Origin of the sequence: Pseudomonas sp. Q1, assembly GCF_009935975.1 — a bacterium.
GTDB lineage: Bacteria > Pseudomonadota > Gammaproteobacteria > Pseudomonadales > Pseudomonadaceae > Aquipseudomonas > Aquipseudomonas palleroniana.
This window is the reverse complement of sequence record NZ_QODI01000001.1, coordinates 520,083-544,332: the sequence shown is the minus strand read 5'-3', so window position 1 is coordinate 544,332 and position 24,250 is coordinate 520,083. Positions and strand designations below refer to the sequence as shown.

The window sequence follows — 24,250 nt, the reverse complement described above, 5'->3', positions numbered from 1 at the left end:
CAGAGCGTGGCGCAACACCGGATTAGTACCAGGAGATCGAGATGACCCAAGCAAACTTGACCGACGTCGCCACCTTGCGCAGCCGCGCCCGCCAGAACGTCGAAAACGGTGCCGTCACCGAAGGCTACGACGCCGACCGCGAAGAAATCATCCGCTTGCTCAATGCGTCGTTGGCCACTGAATTGGTCTGCGTACTGCGCTACAAGCGTCACTACTTCATGGCCAGCGGTATCAAAGCCTCCGTCGCCGCCGATGAATTCCTTGAACACGCGACCCAGGAAGCCGAGCACGCCGACAAACTTGCCGAACGCATTGTGCAACTGGGCGGTGAGCCGGAGTTCAACCCGGACCTGCTGACGAAAAACTCCCACGCCCAGTACGTGGCCGGCAACTCGCTGAAAGAGATGGTCTACGAAGACCTGGTGGCCGAGCGTATCGCAGTGGACAGCTACCGCGAAATCATCCAGTACATCGGCGATAAAGACCCGACCACCCGCCGCCTCTTCGAAGAAATCCTCGCCCAGGAAGAAGAGCATGCCGACGACATGGCCGACATTCTGGAAAGCCTGTAACCCGGCAACATGCATGGCCAATATGGGAGGGGGTTTGCCTTAATGCCAGTCAGTTAAGGCTTAACGCTGTCTCTGTGGGAGGGGGCTTGCTCCCGATGACGGTGAATCAGTCGATATCGCAATTGACTGACTCATCGCCATCGGGAGCAAGCCCCTTCCCACATTTGGGATGGATATTGGGGCCTTAACCTTTTACGGTTTTCGGCGCCTTGCCCTCCTTCATCTGCTGCAGCAACGGCGCGCACTGGTTGGGCTCATCACCGCTCGGTGCAACCAACGCCAGCAACCCCGCAGCGGGCCCCGCGATCACACCCAGCGCCACCATGCCCGCACCCCGCAAGGCCAGCGGGATGGCTTTTACCCCGGCATTGGGCTTGATGAACGGCCCATTGACGTACAACGGTGAACGCAGGGAGAACAGGCGGAAGCCTTTCGATTCCGGCGTGATGGTCAGGTCCAACTGCTCCGTGGCCATATTCGCCGTGCCATCGATGTAGATGATGGCGTTCTCGGTATCGAACACAAACAGCCGCGTGGTCGCCAAGCCGGTCTTGATGCCGAAATCGGCCGCCGCGCAATTGATCTTCACTTCCTTGTCGCCGAACAGGCGACCCACCACGTAGTTGCCAACGTTAAGCCCGGCGATCTCCATCAGGCCACGACTGATGGCGCCATCGTTGATCAACATCTTCAGGTCGCCATTGGAGGTGCCCAGCAGCGCCGCCACGGAGTTGCCGCGCCCGGCGATATCCGCGTCGCCGTTGAGTTCACCAAAGCTGGTTTTCATCGGTTCGAAGGTGGGGAACAACTGCTTGAGCTTGAAGTTGCGCGCGGTGAGTTTGGCGCGGCCTTCCATCGGTGTGGTGCGGCCATTCAGGCGAATCTGCGCATCCAGCTTGCCGCCCGCCACGCCGAAACGCAGGGGTTCGAGGCTGAGCTGGCCGTCATTGAGCACCAGATGCGTATAGAGGTCGGTGAAGGGCAGCTCGGCACTGTGCACGATGCGTTTGCCGGTGAACTCCACGTCGGCATCCATATCGTGCCAGCGGTCGGTGCGGAACTCTTCCACCGGCAGGACCTTCGTTGCCGGCTGCTTGCTCGCGCCGCCACGGGCTTTCTGCTTGGCATTGGAGTCCGCGCCGATCAAGGGCGCGAGGTCGGCCATCAACAGTTGGTTGGAGAGCAAGGTGCCCGTGAGCTTTGGGCGTGGCTGGCTGGCTACATAGCCCAGGTCGCCGTGGATATCGCTGTTGCCGATCTTGCCGTTGAAGTTTTCGTAGCGAAAGGACGCGCCGCTGGCTTCATGCAGCTTGGCGATCAGGTGACCGTCGGTGGAATAAGCCGGGGAGTCCGGCAGGGTTACACCGGTCAACGGGTACAGGTTGCCCAAACTGCTGCCGGAGAGTTTCAGGCGCAGGTCGAGGGCGCCGAGGTTCAGCGGATCGGTAAGGGTGCCGGCCAGCGCTATACGGGTGTCGGCCACCTGCACCTGGGCCTGCAACGGGAATGGCTTGGCGGCGTCCTGCAACGCCAGCAGGCCGCCGATCTTGCCGGTGCCGTCGAGTTTCTGGCCGTGATACTGGCCTTTGACCTTGAGCCCGAACGCATAGTCTTGGGGCGCCGAGCCTTTTTCCAGGGCCTTCTTGGCATCGGCATCGCCGACGATCTCACCGAAAGGGATGGGTTTACCCAGCGGATCGATGATGACGTCCAGCTGGGTCTTGAGGGTTTGGTCGTCAAGGGTCACATGGCCTTTGTCGAAGCCGATGGCACCGATGTCCACCACCCAGCTCGAAGGTTCGGCATTCGGATCCTTGGGGTCAAACTTGAACGTCCAGTTGGCGCGGCCGTCAGCCAGGCGTTGCAAGTCGGCACTCGGCTCGGTGAGGTCGATACGCGGGATCACCACGCGCTGCACCAGCAACGCCAGCGGCGAAATACGCAACTCGACTTTCTTGAGCGTGACCATCTGCGGCTTTTTCGACCAGTCGGGGTTGCCCAGGGTCAGGTCTTCAGCGATCACATGAGGCCACGGTACCCAGGCGCGCCAACCACCTTCATCGGGCTCACGCTGCCACACCACCGCGAGGTTGCCGTTGATGGCGAACGGGCGATGCAGTTCTTCGGAGACTTTGGCATTGAGCGGCGGCTTGATGCGGTTCCAGTCAAAGAATGCCAGGACCACTACCGCCACGGCGATTAACAGAACGAAGCTGGCGCAGCTCCAAACCACAATTTTACGAGTGCGCGTCATTGCACAGGACTCCTGAATACGACTGGCAAGGCTGCTCCTTTGGAGCCGCTTATAAAGCTGTGACTGGCAAACCGCCTGGGGGTTTAACCGGCCTGCGGTTTTAGCCGCAAAAAGCTATTTTTCTGACCGAACAGGCAATTTCCATCATCAACGGCGCACCATTGTTACCCGTGTTCGTGTCGAAAATACCCACCACGGTGCAAAAGCGCGGGCTTGAGAGGCCCGCGCTAGAGCCTCTGCACGGAACAATCAATTCCGTTGATTATTACCATTGTGTTTATGAACTTTTATATCGACTTATCAAGAGTAGCATTAGCCCTGTACCCAATTTATCGCCCTCCCAAGGAGCAACTATCATGAAACGCCAAATACTCGCTACCGTACTGCTGTCCGTCCTGGCTTCCAGTGCTTTTGCCTTGCCAGCCGCCGAACAAGCGACTCCACAGAATAAAGCCCAAGCCGTGCAATCCAGCCAAACCCTGGCCCGCAGCGGTTCGCAAGAAGACGAAAATCGCGACTACGCCAAAGGCGCCGTTGCTGAAAACGGTTCGGAACACGCCAACAAACGCGCCTACACCGAAGGCGTTGCTGAAGGTGGCTATGATCGCCTGCAAGAGAAAGGTTTGGTAGAAGGCGGCGCAGAACAAGCTAACAAACGTGCTTACACCGACGGCGTTGCTGAAGGTGGTGCAGACCGCCTGCAAGAACTGCATCAAGCACAGAGCTAAGCCCGTGGTGGCCCAGAAAAAAGCCCGATCAGCCGATCGGGCTTTTGCTTTTATATAGACCGCGTCACGCATTGTTCTCGCCAAGTTCGACGCCGGCAAAGCGCTTTTGCTAGAGTGCGTCGCTGTACTTGCCGACTTAAGCCCTCCCGCCCATGCTGCCCCGCGCCGAACAGAAGCAACAGACCCGCCTCGCCCTGATGGATGCAGCCCGCCATCTGATGGAGGGTGGCCGAGGGTTTGGCAGCCTGAGCCTGCGCGAAGTGGCCAAGAAGGCGGGGATCGTGCCTACCGGCTTCTACCGCCACTTTGCCGATATGGACCAACTTGGCCTGGTGTTGGTGAGTGAAGTGGGCCAGACCTTCCGCGCCACGATTCGCCTGGTACGCCACAACGAATTCGTGATGGGCGGCATTATTGACGCCTCGGTACGTATCTTTCTGGACGTGGTGTCGGCCAATCGCTCACAGTTCCTGTTTCTGGCACGCGAGCAATACGGTGGTTGCCTGGCCGTGCGCCAAGCCATCGGCGCACTGCGCGAAGACATCACCCGCGACCTGGCGGCGGACCTCACCCTGATGCCCAAGCTGCAACACCTGGATGCCGAAGGCTTGCATGTGATGGCCGACTTGATCGTCAAGAGCGTCTTCGCCACCCTGCCCGACATCATTGACCCACCCGCCCATGCGTTGCCCGCGCACCTCACGCCCCAGGCGAAAATCACCCAGCAATTGCGCTTTATCTTTATCGGCTTGAAGCACTGGCAAGGCCTGGGCAGCACCGAATGACGCCATCAGCCCGCTGAGTGAAAGCGCTTGGCCGTGGTGTAGTTCTTGTTCCAGTAGCGGTTGCTCAACGAGTCGATGCGGATGTTCTTGCCGGTGCGCGGCGAATGGATGAATTTACCCTCGCCTATATAAAGGCCGACATGGCTGACCTGACCGCGCCCATTGCCTTTGAAAAACACCGCGTCGCCAGGCTTGAGGGCGTTGCGTTTGATGGTTGGAGCCGAGGAGCGGTGCATCGCGGCCGTGGTGCGGGGGATCTGGATCTGGGCTTCGGTCTTGAACAGGTAGACCAGGAAACTGCTGCAATCGAAGCCCTGTTGCACTGACGTGCCGCCCCATTTGTACGGCGTGCCCAGCAGTTCATGGGCGCGGTCGACGATATCGTCGATTGCCGTTTCCTTCAGCGAGCGACTGAAGGTGGGCTGGGGCTGCAAGGAAGCCGAAGCCGATGAGATGACAAAAGACAGGCTGATGAGTACTAAACAACACAATGATCTAAACATGATGAACGTCGCAGTGGATTAAACACGACGCACAGCCTAATGATCATGTCGGTAACGTCTTGAACGGCAAATCCTGAGTACCTGTAGGACAAATCCGAAAACGCCCATGACGGGTGCACCAAGCCAATTAGCGCACCAATTTGGAACACTCCGAGAATATTCCGACGCCCTATTAGGTGGCGCCGACGTACTTACCTACAGGCAATTCCTACTTCCCATCCAGGTTGGCAAGCCCCTTGCTCTAGCTGTTTCATCGCTCTTAGCCGGAAGCTTTCTGATGCTGGTGATCCACCGCCGAATCGCCCCCCAAGCCCTCTGGGCCGCCGAGTTGCTGCTGAATTTTGAAGCGCGCAGCAAAAGCCGCCTGCGCTGTTTCAGTGCCGACGGTGAAGACGTCGGCCTTTTCCTGGAGCGTGGCCAGCCCCCGTTGCACGATGGCGAATTCCTGCAGGCCGAAGACGGACGCGTCGTACGTGTGTGCGCCCGGCCTGAACAACTGCTGCACGTCACCTGCAGCAGTGCGTTTGAACTGACGCGGGCGGCTTACCACCTGGGCAACCGCCATGTGGCGCTGCAGGTCGGGGACGGCTGGTTGCGTCTGCTCGATGACTACGTGCTCAAGGCCATGCTCGAACAACTGGGGGCACAGACGCAAACCATCGAAGCGCCCTTTCAACCGGAGCACGGTGCCTACGGCGGTGGTCACCATCATTCGCGCCATGGCGATGAAGATTTCAACTACCCGCCCAAGCTGCACCAGTTCGGCGTGCGCCCGTGAACCCAGCCTGGGCCTTGCTGCGCCTGGCCAGTCCGCAATTGCCGATTGGTGGCTACAGCTATTCCCAGGGCCTGGAAATGGCCGTGGAAAATGGCCGTGTGAAGGATGCGGCCAGCGCCCAGCGATGGATCAGCGACCAGTTGCTGCTCAACCTCGCCCGCTTCGAAGCACCGCTGCTGCTCGCCCATTGCAACGCCGCCGCCGCACAGGATTGGCCGCGCCTCACGCAGCTATGCGAAGAACATCGCGCCAGCCGTGAGACCCGCGAGCTGTATCAGGAAAGCCGCCAGATGGGCTATTCCCTGCAACAACTGCTCAACGGCCTGCCCGAGCTGGATGCCGCCGCCCGTACATTTCTTGAGCCGTGCGCCGAACCGCATCTGGCCCTGGGCTGGGCGCTGGCGGCACGCGCCTGGCACATCAGCCCCGACGACGCCCTCGCCGCCTGGCTGTGGAGCTGGCTGGAAAACCAACTGGCCGTGCTGATGAAAACCCTGCCCCTGGGGCAGCAGGCCGCTCAACGCCTGACCAGCGAACTGCTGCCGTTGCTGCAACAAGCCCAGCAGGATGCCACGCATATCGACCCCAACCACTTCGGCAGCGCCGCGTTCGGCCTGTCCCTGGCGTGTATGGCCCACGAACGCCAGTACAGCCGCCTGTTCCGTTCCTAGGAGCGGTTTATCTTGGAGAGACACATGAACACACAACCCCTGCGTGTCGGCATCGGTGGCCCGGTGGGCTCCGGCAAGACCGCCCTGACCCTGGCCCTGTGCCTCGCGCTGCGCGACCGCTACAACCTGGCGGTGGTCACCAACGATATCTATACCCGCGAAGACGCCGACTTCCTGGTACGCAACCAAGCCTTGGCGCCTGAGCGCATCATCGGCGTGGAAACCGGCGGCTGCCCGCACACGGCGATTCGTGAAGATGCCTCGATCAACCTGGAAGCGGTGGACCAGCTCAACCGTCGCTTTCCTGGCCTGGACCTGATCCTGGTGGAGTCCGGCGGCGACAACCTGTCGGCGACCTTCAGCCCGGAACTGTCGGACCTGACCATCTATGTCATCGATGTGTCCGCCGGCGACAAACTGCCGCGCAAAGGCGGGCCGGGCATCTGCAAATCCGACTTGCTGGTGATCAACAAGATCGACCTGGCGCCGCTGGTGGGCGCCTCGCTGGAACTGATGAACAGCGACACCCAGCGGATGCGCAACGGTAAACCCTTTGTGTTCAGCAACCAGAAAACCGGCGTCGGCCTGGATGACATCGTCGCCTTTATCGAACGTCAGGGTTTGCTGACCGCCGCCTGATCATCCCTTTAAGGAGCCTGTTATGAGCCTCAAGAAACTTTTCGCCGCCGCCAGCCTGCTGCTGGCCCCCGCCCTCGCCTTCGCCCACCCGGGCCATGGCGACAATGGCCTGGTGGCCGGCATCAGCCACCCACTGGGCGGTATCGACCATCTGCTGGCCATGGTTGCAGTCGGCTTGTGGGCGGCGCAGCAAACAGGCAATGCGCGCTGGGCACTGCCTTGTACCTTTGTCGGCACCATGCTGATAGGTGGCTTGCTGGGCTTCGAAGGGCTGCAGTTGCCGGCACTGGAAAGCGGGATTGCCGCCTCGGTGCTGGCATTGGGCCTGGCCGTTGCCTTGGTGGTACGGCCGCCATTGTTCGTGGCCGTGGGGGCGACGGCGTTGTTTGCGTTGTTCCATGGCGTGGCGCATGGCTTGGAACTGCCGGCTATGTCCAGCCCTTGGGCGTATGCGGCAGGGTTCGTCGGTGCGACCGCTGCCCTGCACGCTGCCGGTTATGCGGTGGTGCGCTTCCTGCCGGCGGCGGCCGCGCCGTTGGTGCGAGTCGCCGGTGCGGCATCGGCGGCGACGGGGGTGTGGCTGCTCGCCGGCTGAATATTGCAGTGCCTGTATAGGCGTCATCGGGAGCAAGCCCCCTCCCACACTTAACGGTGTTTCAAAGTTGGAACAGTGTCGAGTGTGGGAGGGGGCTTGCTCCCGATAGCGGTAGACCGGACACCACAGAACCCAAGCCTGCTACCATGCGCGCCTACACCCCTGCCGTGACGACGCCAGCTGATGCCCATCGCTTCCCAACCCTCCTTGAATTCTGTGCTCACGCACTTCCATGACCTGATCGTGCCACTCTGGCAAGGCCCGGGCTGGAATGCCGACCTGGCGCTGCCCTACGAGGCGCTGGACGCCGATCACCGGCCACTGCCCCCGCAACGCTACCGCGCCATGGCCTGTGCCCGGCAGTTGTACCTGTTCGCCAGCCTGATCGGCGAGCCGGGCGCCGCCTTTGCCCAAGAGCGTGCAGCGGCGCTGTTCCGCTCCCTGCAACGGCATTTCCATGACGCCGAGCACGGTGGCTGGTTCTACAGCATCGACCCGACCGGCCAGCCGCTGGACAAGCGCAAAGACCTGTACACCCACGCCTTCATCATCTTCGCCTGCGCCCACTACTGGGCCAAGGTGCGCGAGCCGTTGGTCGAATCCGTGCTGGACGCCGCCCTGTCAGTGGTCGCCGAACGTTTCGCTACCGGCGACGGCCTGTACGAAGCGGTCTTGGAGCGCAACTGGTCATCCCTCAAATCCGGCCCGTTGCAAAACCCGCTGATGCACCTCGCCGAAGGCTTCCTCGCGACGCTGGCGGTGCGTGAAGATGCAGTCACCCAAGATGCGCTGCTGGATTTGGCAGGTGCGCTGCACAAGCGCTTTATCGATCCTCAGCATGGCGTGATGATGGAAAAACCGCTGGGCGCTGTGGATAACTGGTTTGAGCCGGGGCACCAGTTCGAATGGTTCTTTTTGCTGGAGTCTTCACCCGTGCTGCGCGGCACGCCGCTGCATGCAGCATTGTCGCGGGCATTTGCCTACGCCGAACTCAAGGGTGTGGATAAAGCCAGCGGCGCGGTCAGCGGCATGCTTGCCCTCAACGGCCATGTGCGCGACGGCACCCAACGGATCTGGGCCCAGGCCGAATACCTGCGGGCCCTGACCCTGCGACCGGGCAGTGAGGCAGTGTTGCAACGCCAGTTGCTGGCGCTGCAACAACGCTTCCTGCATGACAAAGGCTGGCATGAATGCCTGGATGCCAAGGGCGACGTGAGCCGACGGGACATGCCGTCGACCACGCCCTACCACTTGGCGACCTGCTACCAGGGCCTCATGCAATCCACTTGCGATCTGCGGTAAAGCTGATCGTCAGCCAGCGCGCCGCATCCGGCGTGCCGAGCCCTGTGGATATCTCTTCGCGCAGCCGATCCAGCGTCGCGATGTTATCCACCGGGTAATCCGCCGGCAGTACCACATGAATCTCGATAAACCGTGCACGCCCGTGCTTCTGTACGTAAGACACGTAGTCGTCGAAACCATGTCGGGCCTGCGCCGCGTCCATCACTTTGCGCACGGTGTCGTCCAACTGGTCCGGGGCGATCCCCAGCACCTCGCGCAGCGCCGGGCGCAGGATCTTCAAGGCCGGGGCCAGCATGCTCAGGGCCAGCAGGATCAGAATCAATGGGTCGACATACACAGCCCACTCGCCGTAGCCCTGGGACTTGAGTAACAGGGCAGCGAGAAAGCTGATCAGCAAGCCCACCGACAGCATCGCGTCCACCAGCCAGCTGATGTTATCGAACTGGATCAGTGAAGATTTCAGCCGGCGATTGCGATAGCGCACGTAAAAAAAGTAGGCGAACTCGACGACGGTAAACACCGCCGCATAGAGGATCACCAGCCCCAACTCGATCTCACGCCCGCCATTGATAATGCCGAATACACCGTTGAGAAACGCGTAGATGGCGATCAGCAGCAGGAAGCTGCCTTCGATCAGCAACACCATCGGCTCCAGGTGCCAATAACCGAACTGGAAACGCTCGTTGCTTTTTTTCGCGATCAGCTTGGCCGTGATCAGCATCAACACCTTGATGGCGGTGGCGATCAGCGAGAAAAAGCCGTCGAATAAAATGGATTGGGCGCCAGAAATCACACCCGTGACAATCCCGGCGATCGCAACGGCGAACATCAGGATGGTCGATTGTTTGAGCAGTGCCTGCTCACCTCGGTTACTCACATTTCCTCCCGTCAAAACCTTTAAACCGCACAGTGCGGAGGGGTTTTCAGGGGTGGAGTGTACCTTATGTCGTGTTTTGGCCGATTTGACGCCTTCGGGGGCAAGCCCCCTCCCACATTCGACTGAGTTTCAACTTTGAAATACGGTCAAGTGTGGGAGGGGGCTTGCTCCCGATGGCCGCGACACGGTCTGACGCCTTACTTGGCCCCGCGCTCAATCGTAAAACCCGCCCAGGTCTGGCTCACCGGCATCAGCTCCAGGCGGTTGATGTTCACATGTGCCGGCGTGTTCAACACCCAGAAAATGGTATCGGCAATGTCCTGCGGCTGGATCGGCTCGGCACCCGCATAGGTAGCGTCGTACCGTGCCTGGTCACCGCCGAAGCGCACCAGCGAGAACTCGCTCTCACACAGGCCCGGCTCGATGTTGGTCACACGCACGCCAGTGCCTTGCAGGTCGCAGCGCAGGTTCAGCGAAAACTGCTTCACGAATGCCTTGGAACCGCCATACACATGGCTGCCCGGGTACGGGTAGTTACCGGCGATGGAGCCCAGGTTGATGATGCCGGCGCCACGCCCGTAGGCGATCAGGCGTGGCAACAGCAGGTTGGTGGTGGTCAACAGGCCTTTGATGTTGGTGTCGACCATGGTTTCCCAATCGTCGAGGTTGCACTTGGGCGCAGGATCGGTGCCCACGGCCAGGCCGGCGTTGTTGATCAGCCCGCGCAGCTTGGCGAACGACGGCGGCAGGTTGGCGATGGCGTCTTCCATGCCCTTGCGGTCCCGTACGTCCACCACCAGGCCATGTACTTCAGTCTGCTTGGAAAGCTCTTCGACCAGTGCGTTCAAGCGGTCGGCACGACGCCCCGTGAGCACCAGTTTCCAGCCGGCGTCGGCAAAACGACGGGCACAAGCTTCGCCAAAACCTGAAGTGGCGCCGGTAATAAACAGCGTGTCGGACATGGTGTTCTCCTTGCGGGCATCGGGAAAAAAGTTGCCAGCAGAATGCCCTTACCCCGACGTTGCAGCAACCATTAAGCAAATAACTTCACGCACAGCTGATCACTTTTTAACCAGACCCAGCAAACCCTTACAAACCGTGGCCTGTAGCCATATGCACGCAGGTTATCCACAACTGCACCCACAGTCTTTGGGGGCAAGTAAAAAACCGCTCAGGCCGCTCAATACAAGGGCTCCAGGGAGTTTTAGAAAGTTTTTTGCTTGACCTGGGCCAAGGCGTATGTAGGCCCTGACTGAAGGAAAAAGTTCGAGCGATGGCTCCAGGCCAGTCATTTCGGCCTCTGCGGCGGTCTTTCCAGAGTTTAATCACAGACTTATCCACAGGCTTGATCAACACAAAACCGTCATATACCTGTGTCTTTAAACAGGTTGACAAACCCCTCGGGCGGTCGCGAAAAAGCCCCTGATCAAAAAACAATCGACGCGCTGCAGGCCACGCCGTTAAAGGCTTTCAGCCAGCTACTCCCACGTTACCCACAGCCGGTTCCACAGCGGATGGGGACAAGTCAAAACTGTGACAAAACAGGGATTTGCGGCGGCTATATGTCGCGCTTTAGAGGCAGGCTGGATTTGTTTTCCACAATTTGGTCGAGTGCCTGTGGACACCTGATCGTTCCCACGCTCTGCGTGGGAATGCATCCGAGGACGCTCCGCGTCCAAAGCGTGACGCAGAGCGTCACAAGAGGCGTTCCCACGCGGAGCGTGGGAACGATCAGATGACGAGGATCAGTGCCCGCCCAGGTAGGCGTTGCGCACTTCCTCGTTCACCAACAGCTCTTTACCGGTACCTGTGAGACGGATCTCGCCGTTGACCATCACATAGGCCCGGTCCGACAGGCGCAACGCATGGTTGGCGTTCTGCTCCACCAGGAAGATAGTCATCCCGGTGGACGCCAGCTCGCGCAAGGTGGAGAAGATCTGCTTCACCACGATCGGCGCCAGGCCCAGGCTAGGCTCGTCCAGCAGCAACAGCTTGGGCCGGCTCATCAGGGCGCGGGCGATGGCGAGCATTTGCTGTTCGCCACCCGACATAGTCATGGCGCGCTGGTTACGGCGTTCCTTGAGTCGCGGGAACAGCTCGAACATGCGTTGCATATCTTCCTGCGCGTACTTGTCGCCAATCGGGATAGTGCCCATCAGCAGGTTTTCCTCGACGGTCATGTCGGGGAATACCCGCCGCCCTTCCGGCGACTGTGCGATGCCGTTGGAGGCAATGTAGTGCGAGGACTTGTGGGTAATGTCGACGCCGCTATAAAGAATCTGCCCCGACTCGGCCCGTGGCTGGCCGAAGATCGACATCAGCAGTGTGGATTTACCCGCACCGTTGGAGCCGATCAGGCTCACGGTTTCGCCTTCGTTGATGTGCAGCGAGACTTTCTTGAGGGCCTGTATCGGGCCGTAGTACACGTCCAGGTCCTTCATTTCGAGGATGGGTGCGCTCATGCCAGCTCCTCCTCGTCGGCGCCCAGGTAGGCGGCAATCACTTTCGGGTCGTTGCGGATCGCGTCCGGCCCCCCTTCGGCAATCACGTTACCGTGGTCGAGCACCACGATGTGGTCGGAAATGCTCATCACCATACCCATGTCGTGTTCGATCAGCACCACCGTGAGGTCGTGTTCGTCGCGCAGCAGGCGAATCATCGCACTGAGGGCTTCGGTTTCCTGGGGGTTGAGGCCGGCTGCCGGTTCGTCCAGGCAGATGATCTGCGGCCGTGTGCACATGGCGCGGGCGATTTCCAGGCGGCGCTGCTGGCCATAGGAAAGTTCGCCGGCCAGGCGGTTGGCGCAGTCCACCAGGTCCACCACTTCAAGCCAGTAGAACGCATGGTCCAACGCGTCGCTTTCGGCCTTGCGGTAGCCCTTGGTGTTGAGGATGCCCGCGAGCATGTTGCGGTTGACCCACATGTGCTGGGCCACCAGCAGGTTTTCCACCACCGACATTTCCTTGAACAGGCGAATGTTCTGGAAAGTCCGCGCCAAACCTGCGCGGTTCACCAGGTGGGTGCCACCGAACATCTTGTAGTACACCCGGCTGAAGAAGCTTTTCGGCGATACGAAGTCGACAGGCTGGAAGCGCTCGCCGAGCAACTGGATGACGTTGGTCTGCTTGCCACGCACATTGAGTTCGATCTTGCCGCCACTGGCTTTATAAAAGCCGGTGAGGCAGTTGAACACCGTGGTCTTGCCCGCACCATTGGGGCCGATCAGGGCGAAGATCGAGTTGCGTTCGACCTTGAGACTCACATCGCTCAGGGCCTTGATGCCACCGAAGTGCATCATCAGGTTTTCCACGGACAGCACGATTTCCTTGCTCATGGTGCGACCCCCTTGCGTGGCGTCACACCCGTGCGGCTGATCCGTATCAGGCCGCGTGGCCGCCAGATCATCATCACCACCATCAACACGCCAAACAGCAGCACGCGGTATTCGGAGAAGCTACGCAGCAGCTCCGGCGCGACCGTCAGCACGAACGCCGCGATGACCACGCCCACCGTCGAGCCCATGCCGCCCAAGACCACGATGGCCAGGATCAGCGCCGACTCGAAGAAGGTGAACGACGACGGGTTGACGAAACCCTGGTAGCTGGCAAAGAACACCCCGGCCAAACCGGCCGTGGACGCACCGATGGTGAACGCCGAGAGCTTGACCAGTACGTGGTTCAGGCCCATGGAGCGGCAGGCGATCTCGTCTTCGCGCAAGGCTTCCCAGGCGCGACCCACCGGCATGCGGGTCAGGCGGTGCTTGATGTACAGCACGGCCAGCACCACCAGGAACAGCACGATGTAGATGAACATGAACTTGATGTTGGCGTTGTAATCGATACCGAAAAACTCGTGGAAAGGAACCCCGCCGTCCTTCGCCTTGCGGCCGAACTCCAGGCCGAGGAAGGTCGGTGATGGCACCGGCATGCCGTTCGGGCCACCGGTGAACGACAGCCAGTTGTTCAGCACCAGGCGGATGATCTCACCGAAGCCCAGGGTCACGATGGCCAGGTAATCGCCGTGCATTCGCAACACCGGGAAGCCGAGAATGCACCCCGCTAATGCCGCCGCGATAGCCGCCAGTGGCAGCACCGACCAGAAACCCAGCCCCAGGTATTGATAACCCAGCGCCAAGCCATAGGCACCGATGGCGTAGAACGCCACGTAACCCAGGTCGAGCAGACCGGCCAGGCCCACCACGATGTTGAGGCCCAGGCCCAGCAATACGTAGATCAGCCCGAGGATCACCACGGTCAGCAGGTACTTGTTGGCGAAGATCGGGAACACGATGGCAATCACGATCAGCGCCGGGATGATCCAGCGCAGCCGCGACTTGTAGTCCGGCGCCAGCACGTGCACGCCGGAACCACTGGTCTCGAAGCCCTGCAGAATCTTCAGGCCCTTCGAGGTTTGCAGGAACAGGCTCATGGCGAAACGGCCGACCATCACAATGGCGACCAGCAAGCCCACGCGGGCCGGTTCCAGGTTGAAGCTGTAGCCGTCGAGGACCACGCCGACGATGGGGCCGAACACAACCAGCGCAATCAGCCCGGCAAGGACCGTATCGACCACGCTTTTCTTGATATCGATAGATTTGGCAGCAGACATGTTTACACCTTCGCCACAAGTGGGCGACCAAGCAGGCCCTGAGGACGGAAAATCAGAATCACCACCAGCAGGGAGAAACTGAACACGTCTTTGTAGTCAGAGTTGATCAACCCCGAGAACAACGACTCGGAGATACCGAGGATGATCCCGCCCAGCATCGCCCCAGGCAGGGAGCCGATGCCGCCGAGTACCGCTGCGGTGAACGCCTTGATGCCGATGATGAAGCCGGCATAGAAGTCGAAGGTGCCGTAATTGAGCGTGATCAGCACGCCGGCCAGCGCGGCCATGGCGGCGCCGATGACGAACACGTAGGAGATCACCCGGTCGGTGTTGATGCCCAGGATCGAGGCCATCTTGCGGTCTTGCTGGGTGGCGCGGCACATGCGGCCGAGCTTGGTGTACTTGATCACATAGGTCAGCAGGGCCATGCCCGCGAAGGCGGCGACCAGGATGAAGACCTTGGTGTACGTGAGCTGGACGAACCCGCTGCCGATGTCGACACGCCAGGCCCCGGCCAGCAGGGTGGGAATACCTTGTTGCTTGGCGCCCTGGGCGATCTGCGCGTAGTTCTGCAGGATCAGGGAGATGCCGATAGCGCTGATCAGCGGTGCCAGGCGGGTGGAGTTACGCAGGGGTTTGTAGGCGACACGCTCGATGACCCAACCGTACACGCCGGTGACGACCACGGTGAAGATCAAGGTGCCGAGAATGAGCAGCGGAAAGGATTCGATGCCGAAGTAAGCCAGCAGTGCCAGACTGATCGCCGCGAGGTAAGCGGAAATCATATAAACCTCGCCGTGGGCGAAGTTGATCATGCCAATGATGCCATAGACCATTGTGTAGCCGATGGCGATCAGGCCATAGACCGACCCGAGGGTCAGGCCGTTGACCAGTTGCTGCAGGAAAATACCATCCATAACGCAATCTCACGCGGTGAGCACCTGCACACCGGTGGGTGTGCGGCACTTCTGGAGGAAAAGACAGATCTTGATGACAACACCACTCCCCTGTGAGAGGGGCTTGCTCCCGATGGCGGTGGATCAGGTTTGAACAGGCTGACTGACACACCGCGATCGGGAGCAAGCCCCCTCCCACATTGGAGCTGTGGTGCTAATGCTTACTTCTGTTTTTCCAGCTGGTGGTATTTGCCGTCTTTATCCCACTCGTAAACCACGTAGTCGGAGACCTTCAGGTCGCCCTTGGCATCCCAGGCTTTTTCGCCCATGACGGTTTTCACCGGGTGAGCCTTGAGCCACTTGGCGGCGTCTTCGCCCTTGTTGGACTTGGCACCGTTGAAACCGGCGGCCAGGGCCTGGATCGAGGCATAGGCGTACAGGGTGTAGCCTTCAGGCTCGTAACCGGCCTTACGGAACTCATCCACCACGGCCTTGCTGTCAGGCAGCAAGCGCGGATCGGCGCCGAATGTCATGAGCACGCCGTCTACGTACTGGTTGCCACCGGCTGTTTTCGCCAGTTCGTCGGTCACTACGCCGTCATCGGACATGAACTTGGCTTTGAGGCCCGCTTCACGAATCTGACGAACCAAAGGACCGGCTTCCGGGTGCAGGCCGCCGAAGTACACAACGTCGGCGTCCAGGGAGCGGATCTTGGTCACCAGGGCGCTGAAGTCTTTCTCGCCACGGGTCAGGCCCTCTTCCAGCACAGGCTTCACGCCGCGCTTGGTCAACTGGGCGGAGGTAGCGTCGGCCAGGCCCTTGCCGTAGGTGTCCTTGTCGTTGATGACTGCGACTTTCTTGCCCTTGAGCACGTCGACGATGTAGTCGCCGGCGACGATACCTTGCTGGTCGTCCCGCCCGCACATGCGGAACATGGCGCCCAGGCCGCGTTCGGTCACTTGTGGGTTGGTGGAGCCTGGGGTGATCGCGATGATGCCCGCTTCGTCGTAGACCTCGGAGGCCGGGATGGTGTTGGACGAGCAGAAGTGCCCGACCACGCCGATCACTTTATCCTGGTCCGCCAGGCGGTTGGCCACGGCCACGGCCTGCTTGGGTTCACAGGCGTCGTCACCGGCGACCAGCTTGATCTGTTCGCCGTTGATACCGCCCGCCTTGTTGATCACATCGGCCGCCGCTTGGGCACCCTTCATGTACTGCTCACCGAAAGCTGCGTTGGCACCCGTCATCGGGCCGGCCACGCCAATCTTCACATCAGCTTGAACAAACGTAGAAACACCCAGCGCCGCTGCGACGGCGAGAGCCAGGAAACCTTTCTTGTAAAACGTCTGGGACATGAGTGGTGCTCCGATATTTTTGATTTATGGCACGACAACTTGCATTCAAACTTTCCACTGAAAGCCCAGAGCAAGGCGCGTGCCATTACGTTTTTATTCTTCAAAAAGACACGGTGTCATTGTTATCACGGGTGTTTCGCCGCCTTTCGCCAGGACGTGCAACCGTCTAGCGTCAGGAGGTGCAACCTTCCACCGCAAAAAGTACAACCCGAGCAGGTCGCACCTGCAACCAGACGGATAAACGACAGTTCCTACACCTGTAACAACGTGCGTAACGGAACTGCACATTTACAGTGCGCGATTGCTACGACTTGCACCAATACAGATTAGTAGCCGGCTAAGAAAATGCAGGCTTTTGACAGGTATCTCGCCGATCAGATCACGATCCGCAGGCACTGCCCCGCGTGATACAGCGAGAATCCGGCCTCATACAGGCAACTGCGCAGGCCCACCCCGACCAACGGCTGCATCGGCGCAAAAGGAATCGGCAACGCCTGGGGATCCTGGTGGCATAAATAGTCGGCGAACGCCTTGCCGACCACGCTACCGGTGGTCACGCCACGCCCGTTATAACCCGTGACGGCCACCAGGCCCGGCGCAGGCTCGAACAGGCGCATCAAATGGTCCGGGGTGAAGGCAATACAGCCAGTCCAGGTGTATTCCCACTGCACCGATTTGAGGTACGGGAAGTAATGCTGCTGCACCCGATCGGCCCACGCCTTGAGGAACCAGGCCGGCTTCTGATTGCCGTTGCCCAGGCTGCCGAGCAACAGGCGGCCGTCGGCGTCGCGGCGGATACTGCTCAACACCTGGCGGGTGTCCCATGAACCTTGCCCACCGTGCAGAATCTGCTCGGCGGCGGCGTCAGTCAGCGGCGCGGAGGCGACCTGATAGTAGTAGCCGGGGAAAAAATTGCGCCGCAGCTCAGTCCACTCACCTTCGGTGTAGGCATTGGAGGCGATCACCACCTGCGCAGCCTGCACAGAGCCCTGCGCGGTCTGCACCGACCAGTGTGAACCTTGGCGCTCGAGCTGGGTGACCGGCGAATGGTCGAACAACTGCCCACCCAGGCCAACCGCGGCATTCGCCAATCCGGTGGTATAGGCCATTGGATTCAAGGTGCCAGCACGCCGATCCAGCAGCGCGGCGGCAATCTTGCGGGTGCCCGTAGCCTGCTCGCACGCCTGCCCGGTGAGCAGCTCAACCGGCGCGCCACGGCGCTTCCATTGTTCTTCACGACTGCGCAGATCCGCCTCGCCACGCGCGTTGTGCGCCATGTGCAAGGTGCCCTCGCGACGCAATTGGCAATCGATGTTGTATTTGTCGACCAGGCTGAACACCAGGGACGGTGCTGCGCCCAGCATGCGGTTGAGCTGGCTGCCTACCGCTTCGCCGAAACCGGCTTCGATTTCGTCCGGAGGAATCCACAAACCGGCGTTGACCAACCCGACGTTACGCCCCGAACCACCATGGCCGGTGCGATGGGCCTCCAGCACAGCAACGCTCTTACCCTGTTCCAGCAAGTGAATGGCGGCCGACAAACCCGTGATCCCGGCGCCGATCACACACACATCCACCTTGACCTCGCCCTTGAGCGCGGCACGATCCGGCCGGCCGGGGGTGAGGTATTCCCATAAACATGTTTCGCGTAGTGCCATTGCCAGACTCCGGGATGAATTCACCACCGCTCGTTCCCACGCTCTGCGTGGGAATGTAGCACTGGGCGCTGCGCGCCCGCTTCAGGTCGTGACGCGGAGCGTCACAGGATGCATTCCCACGCGGAGCGTGGGAACGATCATCATCAGTCGAAGGTGATGCCCTGTGCCAACGGCAATTCCAGCGAGTAGTTCACGGTGTTGGTCTGGCGACGCATATAGCCGCGCCACGCATCCGAACCCGACTCACGCCCGCCGCCGGTTTCTTTCTCACCGCCAAACGCGCCGCCGATTTCCGCGCCGCTCGGGCCGATGTTGACGTTGGCGATCCCGCAATCACTGCCCACCGCCGACATGAACTGTTCGGCTTCACGGACATCCGTGGTGAAGATGCACGACGACAACCCTTGCGGCACGGCGTTGTTCAGGCGCAGGGCCTCGTTGAAGTCGCTGTAGCCGATCACATACAGGATCGGCGCAAAGGTTTCGCTGCACACCACGTCGCTCTGCTCGGGCATTTCCACGATGGCAGGCGATACGTAATAGGCGTTGGGGAACTTGTCCTCCAACTGACGCTTGCCGCCGAACACCTTGCCGCCTTCGCTCAGGGCCTGCTCCAGCGCGTCCTGCATATTTTCAAAGCTGTGTTTATCAATCAGCGGGCCGATCAGGTTGCCTTCCAGCGGGTGGCCGATGCGCACTTTGGCATAGGCAGCCTTGAGGCGGGTGACGATTTCTTCCTTGACCGACTCATGGGCGATCAGGCGGCGCAAGGTGGTGCAACGCTGGCCGGCGGTGCCGACCGCACTGAACAGGATGGCGCGCACGGCCATGTCCAGGTCGGCGCTCGGACCGAGGATCATCGCGTTGTTGCCGCCCAGTTCGAGAATGCTGCGGGCAAAGCGTGCGGCGACTTTGGGCGCCACTTCGCGGCCCATGCGGGTGCTGCCGGTAGCGCTGATCAGAGCCACGCGCGGGTCATCCACCAACGCGGCGCCAGCATCGCGGCCACCGATGATGACTTGGCTCAGGTACGGCGGCGCATCGTTGAAATGCTTCAGCACGCGCTCGAACAGCGCCTGGCAGGCCAGGGCGGTGAGCGGGGTCTTTTCTGATGGTTTCCAGATCACCGCGTTACCGCACACCAACGCCAGGGCCGTGTTCCACGCCCACACCGCCACCGGGAAGTTGAACGCGCTGATCACTCCGACTACACCCAGCGGGTGCCAGGTTTCACGCATGTGGTGGCCGGGGCGCTCGGAGGCAATGGTCAAGCCGTACAGCTGGCGGGACAGGCCGACGGCGAAATCGCAGATGTCGATCATTTCCTGTACTTCACCCAAGCCTTCCTGGGTGATCTTGCCCGCTTCCCAGGACACCAGTTCGCCCAGGTCGGCCTTGTATTCGCGCAGCACGTCGCCGAACTGGCGCACCAGCTCGCCACGACGCGGGGCCGGCACCTTGCGCCAGGCTTCGAATGCATGCTCGGCGCGACTGACCTGTTGCTCCACCTCGGCGGCACCTTCCCAATGCACGCTGCCGATACGGCTGCCATCAATCGGCGAATGCACGGGTTGTTTACCCGACTGGTACAACGCCGGGTCTACCCCGAGGCGATCAAGCAATGCGGCAACCATGGGTCGCTCCTTCAATCTGCAGACAGAAAATTCGCGCCGCGCCCAGCACGGCGATCCAGAGCTTATTTGTAGCTGGCCCAAGACTTGCCAACAAACGACGATTAGGCGAGATATCATTCCGTTTATTCATGCAAAGCATCAGACGAGGCGTGCCGTGCTGAACAAAAGACATTTGCCTTCGATCACCGCCCTGCAGTGTTTCGAAGCCGCCACCCGCCATTTGAGCTTCACCCGCGCCGCCGAGGAGTTGAACCTCACGCAGAGCGCGGTGAGCAAGCAAGTGGCGCAACTGGAAGAACTGCTGCAACACCTGCTGTTCCGCCGAGTACGCCGCCGCCTGCAGATGACGCCGGCAGGGGATCTGTACCTGGTGGAAGTGCGCAAGATCCTCACGCAGGTGGAGATGTCCACCCATTACCTGCGTTCCTACGGCGGCGAGACCGAGGTATTGCGCGTGTCCACGCCGTACACCTTTGGCGCACGCTGGCTGGTGCCACGCCTCAAGGGCTGGCGTTTGCGTCACCCGCAGATCCACCTCGACCTGTGCAACGAGCAAGCCCCCGATGAACTGCTGCAAGGCAAGGCGGACATGGCCTTTTACTTCGGCCAGGGCTCACGCGCCGGCACCGAGAGCCTGAAACTGTTCAGCGAGGAATTGGTGCCGGTGTGCGCGCCGGAGAGCCTGCCGGCCAAGCCGTTCAGCGATCCGACCCAACTGAGCGAGCTGGTACTGCTGCAAAACGCCTCACGCCCCCAAGGCTGGCACGACTGGTTCGCGAGCCAAGGCTACCAGACCGAACACAGCTACCACGGGCCGCGTTTCGACACCTTCTATATGTGCATTCGTGCGGCACAGGTGGGCTGTGGCGTGGCGCTGCTGCCGCGGTTTCTGGTGGAGGAAGAGCTGGCCGAGGGCAAGCTGGTGATTCCCTGGCAGCATGCGATGCCAAGCCAGGACGCGTATTACCTGGCTTATCCCGAGCACTCGGCAGAGGTGCCCAAGGTACGCGAATTCGTGAAATGGATGATGGAGCAAGTGGCTTAGTACCCGGGATACCGCAATCGGGAGCAACCCCCCTCCCACACTTGGAATGCATTCCAACCTGTGGAAGGGGGCTTGCTCCCGATGAGGCCAGTCGTCACACCCGAAAAAATCACTGGCAAAACCCCATGGGTCTATGCGCCACTAGCGCCATTCCTTAATCGTGCGTAACGGCCGGCGCCCCTCGCCGACCCGTCTGGAGATTCCCATAATGAGCGAGAGTGTGTTTGCCGATCGCATCGTGCAGAACCTGCTCGACACCGACTTCTACAAGCTGACCATGATGCAGGCGGTGCTGCACAACTACCCCAACGTGGAAGTTGAATGGGAATTCCGTTGCCGTAACAGCGAAGACCTGCGCCCGTACCTGGCAGAAATCCGCTACCAGATCGAGCGTCTCGCCGAACTGAGCCTGAGCGCTGACCAACTGAGTTTCCTGGAGCGCATCAGCTTCATGAAGCCGGACTTCCTGCGTTTTCTCGGGTTGTTCCGCTTCAACCTGCGTTACGTGCAAACCGGCATCGAGAACGGCGAGTTGTTCATCCGCCTGCGCGGGCCGTGGCTGCATGTGATCCTGTTTGAAGTGCCGATGCTGGCCATCGTCAGCGAAGTACGTAACCGCTACCGCTACCAGACCGTGATCCTGGAACAGGCCCGCGAGCAGCTGTATCGCAAGTTCGACTGGCTCACCGACAACGCCAGCAGCGACGAGCTGTCGGAGTTGCAGGTGGCCGACTTCGGCACGCGTCGACGCTTCTCGTACCGGGTGCAGGAAGAAGTGGTCAATGTGCTCAAGCATGACTTCCCCGGTCGATTCGTCGGCACCAGCAACGTGCACCTGGCCCGCGAGCTGGGCATGAAACCCCTGGGCACCATGGCTCACGAGTGGATCATGGCGCATCAGCAGCTCGGCCCGCGCCTGATCGACAGCCAGATCGCCGCGCTCGACTGCTGGGTCCGCGAATACCGTGGCCTGCTGGGCATTGCCCTGACCGATTGCATCACCACCGATGCGTTCCTCGGCGACTTCGATTTGTACTTCGCCAAGCTGTTCGACGGCCTGCGCCACGACTCCGGCGACCCCGTGCAGTGGGCCGAGAAAGCCATCGCCCACTACCACAAGCTCGGTATCGAGCCGATGAGCAAGACCCTGGTGTTCTCCGACAGCCTGACACTGCCCAAGGCCCTGGAGATATTCCGAGCGCTGCGCGGTCGGATCAATGTGAGCTTCGGCATCGGCACCAACCTGACCTGTGATATCCCAGGGGTTGAGCCGATGAGCATCGTGCTTAAAATGACGGCCTGCAATGGCCAGCCGGTGGCGAAGATCTCTGATGAGGCGGGCAAGACCCATTGCACCGACCCGAATTTCGTCGCCTATTTGCGTCACGTTTTCAAAGTACCTGCCCTATCCAGCAAGGAGTGAATCATGCAAGCCGTACAGCGTGAGATTGCGCAGCAGCTCAAGGTCCAAGCGCCGTTCAAAGACCCGGCCGCCCTTGAGGCCGAAGTGGCTCGCCGCGTGGCTTTTATCCAGGATTGCCTGCGCAATTCCGGGCTCAAGACGTTGGTGCTGGGCATCAGCGGCGGCGTCGACTCGCTGACCGCGGGCCTCCTGGCCCAGCGCGCGATGAAGGAGCTGCGCGCCACCACCGGTGACCAAGCCTACCGCTTTATCGCAGTGCGCCTGCCTTACGAAACCCAGTTCGACGAACACGATGCCCAGGCTTCGGTGGACTTTATCGAGCCGGACGAGCGCCACACCGTGAACATCGGCCCGGCAGTGAAATCCCTGGCCAATGAAGTGGCGGCGTTTGAAGGCAAGGCGGCAGTCTCCCGCGATTTCGTACTGGGCAACACCAAGGCGCGCATGCGCATGGTCGCGCAATACACCATCGCGGGGGCTACGGGTGGGCTGGTAATCGGCACTGACCATGCGGCGGAAGCGGTCATGGGCTTTTTCACCAAGTTCGGTGACGGGGCCTGTGACCTGGCACCGCTGAGCGGGCTGGTAAAGCATCAGGTGCGAGCGATTGCGCGGCACTTTGGCGCGCCGGAGTCGTTGGTGGAGAAGGTGCCGACGGCCGACCTGGAAGACCTGTCACCGGGCAAGCCGGACGAGGCGTCCCACGGCGTGACCTATGCCGAGATCGATGCGTTCCTGCACGGCGAGCCGGTACGTGAGGAAGCGTTCAAGATCATTTGCGATACGTATCGCAAGACCGAGCACAAGCGGGTGATGCCGTTTGCGCCTTGAGGCGAACTCGATAGTGTTGGGTTGATTTGCAGAATGTCATCGGGGGCAAGCCCCCTCCCACACTTGGAATGCATTCCAACCTGTGGGAGGGGCTTGCCCCCGATGAACGATGACGCGGTCTTACTTGACGGTCACAGTGCCTTTCATCATCGAGATGTGGCCCGGGAACGAGCAGAAGAACGCATAGTCGGTACCCGCTGCCAGCTTCGACACATCGAAGGTCACCGAGTCTTTCTCGCCGGCACCGATGATCTTGGTGTGGGCGATGATGCGGGTGTCGCCGTCTTTCAGGTAGTTCTTGTCGAGACCGGCGGCCATGCCGTCGCTGGCGATACCTGGCATGTCGGCAGCGGAACTCAGCACCCAGTTATGGCCCATGACGTTTTTCGGCAAGCTGCCGGAGTGGGTCAGCTCGACGGTGAATGTCTTGCAGCTTTTGTCGATTTCAATGGCCTTGGTGTTAAAGGACATTTGATCAGTGGAGTCGACGGTGACCTTGCACTCTGCAGCAAGCAACTGGCCGCTCGCCAGAGTCAGCAGGGAAACAGCAACGAGTTTGGCAAACATGTGAATCTCCAAGGCAGGGTTTAAAAAACGCGGATTGCGACAAGGGTGCCTCAAGCAGGCAGGAATTCTTATGATCTGAATCAACAGATTGTATACAACTTTAGGCTATCAGCCGTATCAACACAATCTACCAGCCAAAGTACTACGACCTGTCTATGATCGGCCCATCACCCAACGGAGTCCGAGCCATGCACCTCAATCAATTGTTCAAAGGCCTGTTCGCGGCCTACGCCTGCGGTAAGTGAAGGCCAAGCGCGCGGCTAAGCTGCTACCATGGCAGCCCAAGGCAGCCGAGCGCCGCCACCCTCACCTTCGACCCTAGAGGATCGCCCATGGCCAAACCTAATTACTCCTTCGCCAAACGTCAGAGAGACTTGGCCAAGGAGCAGAAGAAAGAGGAAAAACTGCAACGCAAGAAAGCCGCCGCAGAAGGAGAAGCGAACGCGCTGAACCATGATGTGGATGGTGAAGAGACGAACGACGAGGCTGAAACACCAAAGGATCCGGCGCAATAAATTGCTTTGTGGTG

General features: G+C 60.4%; 24 protein-coding genes. 12 read left to right on the top strand and 12 right to left on the bottom strand.

What is annotated here, in order from left to right; genetic code table 11:
- Positions 1-41 precede the first annotated feature (41 nt).
- Positions 42-572, top strand: a complete 531-nt coding sequence (locus DK870_RS02290) for a bacterioferritin (RefSeq protein WP_060755068.1) — start codon at positions 42-44, stop codon at positions 570-572.
- A gap of 184 nt (positions 573-756) precedes the next feature.
- Here the strand turns inward: DK870_RS02290 and DK870_RS02285 are convergent, their stop codons facing one another.
- The gene (locus tag DK870_RS02285) at positions 757-2,826 is read right to left on the bottom strand and encodes an AsmA family protein (RefSeq protein ID WP_060755069.1); all 2,070 of its coding nucleotides are present in this window, start codon (positions 2,824-2,826) and stop codon (positions 757-759) included.
- 356 nt (positions 2,827-3,182) lie between these two features.
- On the opposite strand from DK870_RS02285, the gene DK870_RS02280 reads away from it, so the two are divergent.
- On the top strand, positions 3,183-3,554 hold the full coding sequence (locus tag DK870_RS02280) for a hypothetical protein (protein WP_060755070.1): 372 nt from the start codon (positions 3,183-3,185) through the stop codon (positions 3,552-3,554).
- A 152-nt stretch (positions 3,555-3,706) separates the two neighbouring features.
- On the top strand, positions 3,707-4,339 hold the full coding sequence (locus tag DK870_RS02275; protein ID WP_090367101.1) for a TetR family transcriptional regulator: 633 nt from the start codon (positions 3,707-3,709) through the stop codon (positions 4,337-4,339).
- Between the two features lie 5 nt (positions 4,340-4,344).
- Here DK870_RS02275 and DK870_RS02270 read toward each other — a convergent pair whose 3' ends face one another.
- On the bottom strand, positions 4,345-4,842 hold the full coding sequence (locus DK870_RS02270) for a C40 family peptidase (protein WP_161547784.1): 498 nt from the start codon (positions 4,840-4,842) through the stop codon (positions 4,345-4,347).
- A gap of 277 nt (positions 4,843-5,119) precedes the next feature.
- Between DK870_RS02270 and ureE the strand changes: the two genes are divergently transcribed.
- From ureE to DK870_RS02245, 5 genes are all read left to right on the top strand, one after another.
- Positions 5,120-5,620, top strand: a complete 501-nt coding sequence (gene ureE / locus DK870_RS02265) for an urease accessory protein UreE (RefSeq protein ID WP_060755073.1) — start codon at positions 5,120-5,122, stop codon at positions 5,618-5,620.
- Complete coding sequence (locus DK870_RS02260) at positions 5,617-6,291, top strand: urease accessory protein UreF (RefSeq protein WP_161547783.1); 675 nt, start codon at positions 5,617-5,619, stop codon at positions 6,289-6,291. The genes ureE and DK870_RS02260 overlap by 4 nt, the downstream gene beginning before the upstream one ends.
- Before the next feature lie 24 nt (positions 6,292-6,315).
- Positions 6,316-6,930 carry an urease accessory protein UreG gene (ureG, locus tag DK870_RS02255; protein ID WP_003188109.1) on the top strand — a complete coding sequence of 205 codons (615 nt, stop codon included), beginning with the start codon at positions 6,316-6,318 and terminating at the stop codon, positions 6,928-6,930.
- Between the two features lie 22 nt (positions 6,931-6,952).
- Entirely contained in the window at positions 6,953-7,525 is a 573-nt protein-coding gene (locus tag DK870_RS02250) for a HupE/UreJ family protein (protein ID WP_161547782.1), read from the top strand.
- A gap of 183 nt (positions 7,526-7,708) precedes the next feature.
- Entirely contained in the window at positions 7,709-8,827 is a 1,119-nt protein-coding gene (locus DK870_RS02245) for an AGE family epimerase/isomerase (RefSeq protein WP_161547781.1), read from the top strand.
- Here the strand turns inward: DK870_RS02245 and DK870_RS02240 are convergent.
- The 9 genes from DK870_RS02240 to DK870_RS02200 all read right to left on the bottom strand — a co-directional run bounded on the left by DK870_RS02240 (position 8,799) and on the right by DK870_RS02200 (position 19,855).
- Positions 8,799-9,704, bottom strand: coding sequence for a cation diffusion facilitator family transporter (locus DK870_RS02240; RefSeq protein WP_161547780.1), 906 nt, complete (start codon positions 9,702-9,704; stop codon positions 8,799-8,801). The two genes, DK870_RS02245 and DK870_RS02240, sit on opposite strands and share 29 nt — an antisense overlap.
- A 197-nt stretch (positions 9,705-9,901) precedes the next feature.
- The gene (locus DK870_RS02235) at positions 9,902-10,666 is read right to left on the bottom strand and encodes an SDR family oxidoreductase (protein ID WP_161547779.1); all 765 of its coding nucleotides are present in this window, start codon (positions 10,664-10,666) and stop codon (positions 9,902-9,904) included.
- Positions 10,667-11,449: 783 nt separating this feature from the next.
- Positions 11,450-12,166, bottom strand: coding sequence for an ABC transporter ATP-binding protein (locus tag DK870_RS02230; RefSeq protein WP_060755079.1), 717 nt, complete (start codon positions 12,164-12,166; stop codon positions 11,450-11,452).
- Positions 12,163-13,038, bottom strand: a complete 876-nt coding sequence (locus DK870_RS02225; RefSeq protein ID WP_060755080.1) for an ABC transporter ATP-binding protein — start codon at positions 13,036-13,038, stop codon at positions 12,163-12,165. Before DK870_RS02225 ends, DK870_RS02230 begins: the two co-directional genes overlap by 4 nt.
- Positions 13,035-14,312 (bottom strand): high-affinity branched-chain amino acid ABC transporter permease LivM, encoded by a 1,278-nt coding sequence (gene livM, locus DK870_RS02220; protein ID WP_060755081.1) that lies wholly within the window; start codon positions 14,310-14,312, stop codon positions 13,035-13,037. The genes DK870_RS02225 and livM overlap by 4 nt, the downstream gene beginning before the upstream one ends.
- Before the next feature lie 2 nt (positions 14,313-14,314).
- Positions 14,315-15,229, bottom strand: coding sequence for a branched-chain amino acid ABC transporter permease (locus DK870_RS02215; RefSeq protein WP_010213575.1), 915 nt, complete (start codon positions 15,227-15,229; stop codon positions 14,315-14,317).
- Between the two features lie 200 nt (positions 15,230-15,429).
- Positions 15,430-16,563 carry a branched-chain amino acid ABC transporter substrate-binding protein gene (locus tag DK870_RS02210; RefSeq protein ID WP_161547778.1) on the bottom strand — a complete coding sequence of 378 codons (1,134 nt, stop codon included), beginning with the start codon at positions 16,561-16,563 and terminating at the stop codon, positions 15,430-15,432.
- 374 nt (positions 16,564-16,937) lie between these two features.
- A complete protein-coding gene (locus DK870_RS02205; RefSeq protein ID WP_161547777.1) occupies positions 16,938-18,221 on the bottom strand; it encodes an FAD-binding oxidoreductase in 1,284 nt (427 codons plus the stop codon).
- A gap of 143 nt (positions 18,222-18,364) precedes the next feature.
- Entirely contained in the window at positions 18,365-19,855 is a 1,491-nt protein-coding gene (locus DK870_RS02200; RefSeq protein ID WP_161547776.1) for an aldehyde dehydrogenase family protein, read from the bottom strand.
- 154 nt (positions 19,856-20,009) lie between these two features.
- Here DK870_RS02200 and DK870_RS02195 point away from each other — a divergent pair, with 154 nt between their 5' ends.
- The 3 genes from DK870_RS02195 (at position 20,010) to nadE (ending at position 23,154) form a co-directional block, all read left to right on the top strand.
- The gene (locus DK870_RS02195) at positions 20,010-20,900 is read left to right on the top strand and encodes a LysR family transcriptional regulator (RefSeq protein WP_060755084.1); all 891 of its coding nucleotides are present in this window, start codon (positions 20,010-20,012) and stop codon (positions 20,898-20,900) included.
- Positions 20,901-21,108: 208 nt separating this feature from the next.
- Positions 21,109-22,323, top strand: coding sequence for a nicotinate phosphoribosyltransferase (gene pncB / locus DK870_RS02190; protein WP_060755085.1), 1,215 nt, complete (start codon positions 21,109-21,111; stop codon positions 22,321-22,323).
- 3 nt (positions 22,324-22,326) lie between these two features.
- On the top strand, positions 22,327-23,154 hold the full coding sequence (nadE, locus tag DK870_RS02185) for an ammonia-dependent NAD(+) synthetase (RefSeq protein ID WP_090367120.1): 828 nt from the start codon (positions 22,327-22,329) through the stop codon (positions 23,152-23,154).
- A gap of 120 nt (positions 23,155-23,274) precedes the next feature.
- On the opposite strand, the gene azu is transcribed toward nadE, so the two are convergent.
- Entirely contained in the window at positions 23,275-23,721 is a 447-nt protein-coding gene (gene azu, locus DK870_RS02180; protein WP_060755087.1) for an azurin, read from the bottom strand.
- A 332-nt stretch (positions 23,722-24,053) separates the two neighbouring features.
- Between azu and DK870_RS02175 the strand changes: the two genes are divergently transcribed.
- A complete protein-coding gene (locus DK870_RS02175; protein ID WP_060755088.1) occupies positions 24,054-24,236 on the top strand; it encodes a hypothetical protein in 183 nt (60 codons plus the stop codon).
- Positions 24,237-24,250: the final 14 nt, after the last annotated feature.

Bases quoted from the DNA above. Each gene is read 5' to 3' on its own strand.
- DK870_RS02290 (WP_060755068.1), top strand. From the start codon at position 42: ATGACCCAAGCAAACTTGACCGACGTCGCCACCTTGCGCAGCCGCGCC.
- DK870_RS02285 (WP_060755069.1), bottom strand. From the start codon at position 2,826: ATGACGCGCACTCGTAAAATTGTGGTTTGGAGCTGCGCCAGCTTCGTT.
- DK870_RS02280 (WP_060755070.1), top strand. From the start codon at position 3,183: ATGAAACGCCAAATACTCGCTACCGTACTGCTGTCCGTCCTGGCTTCC.
- DK870_RS02275 (WP_090367101.1), top strand. From the start codon at position 3,707: ATGCTGCCCCGCGCCGAACAGAAGCAACAGACCCGCCTCGCCCTGATG.
- DK870_RS02270 (WP_161547784.1), bottom strand. From the start codon at position 4,842: ATGTTTAGATCATTGTGTTGTTTAGTACTCATCAGCCTGTCTTTTGTC.
- ureE (WP_060755073.1), top strand. From the start codon at position 5,120: ATGCTGGTGATCCACCGCCGAATCGCCCCCCAAGCCCTCTGGGCCGCC.
- ureG (WP_003188109.1), top strand. From the start codon at position 6,316: ATGAACACACAACCCCTGCGTGTCGGCATCGGTGGCCCGGTGGGCTCC.
- DK870_RS02250 (WP_161547782.1), top strand. From the start codon at position 6,953: ATGAGCCTCAAGAAACTTTTCGCCGCCGCCAGCCTGCTGCTGGCCCCC.
- DK870_RS02245 (WP_161547781.1), top strand. From the start codon at position 7,709: ATGCCCATCGCTTCCCAACCCTCCTTGAATTCTGTGCTCACGCACTTC.
- DK870_RS02235 (WP_161547779.1), bottom strand. From the start codon at position 10,666: ATGTCCGACACGCTGTTTATTACCGGCGCCACTTCAGGTTTTGGCGAA.
- DK870_RS02230 (WP_060755079.1), bottom strand. From the start codon at position 12,166: ATGAGCGCACCCATCCTCGAAATGAAGGACCTGGACGTGTACTACGGC.
- DK870_RS02225 (WP_060755080.1), bottom strand. From the start codon at position 13,038: ATGAGCAAGGAAATCGTGCTGTCCGTGGAAAACCTGATGATGCACTTC.
- livM (WP_060755081.1), bottom strand. From the start codon at position 14,312: ATGTCTGCTGCCAAATCTATCGATATCAAGAAAAGCGTGGTCGATACG.
- DK870_RS02215 (WP_010213575.1), bottom strand. From the start codon at position 15,229: ATGGATGGTATTTTCCTGCAGCAACTGGTCAACGGCCTGACCCTCGGG.
- DK870_RS02210 (WP_161547778.1), bottom strand. From the start codon at position 16,563: ATGTCCCAGACGTTTTACAAGAAAGGTTTCCTGGCTCTCGCCGTCGCA.
- DK870_RS02205 (WP_161547777.1), bottom strand. From the start codon at position 18,221: ATGGCACTACGCGAAACATGTTTATGGGAATACCTCACCCCCGGCCGG.
- DK870_RS02200 (WP_161547776.1), bottom strand. From the start codon at position 19,855: ATGGTTGCCGCATTGCTTGATCGCCTCGGGGTAGACCCGGCGTTGTAC.
- pncB (WP_060755085.1), top strand. From the start codon at position 21,109: ATGAGCGAGAGTGTGTTTGCCGATCGCATCGTGCAGAACCTGCTCGAC.
- nadE (WP_090367120.1), top strand. From the start codon at position 22,327: ATGCAAGCCGTACAGCGTGAGATTGCGCAGCAGCTCAAGGTCCAAGCG.
- azu (WP_060755087.1), bottom strand. From the start codon at position 23,721: ATGTTTGCCAAACTCGTTGCTGTTTCCCTGCTGACTCTGGCGAGCGGC.
- DK870_RS02175 (WP_060755088.1), top strand. From the start codon at position 24,054: ATGGCCAAACCTAATTACTCCTTCGCCAAACGTCAGAGAGACTTGGCC.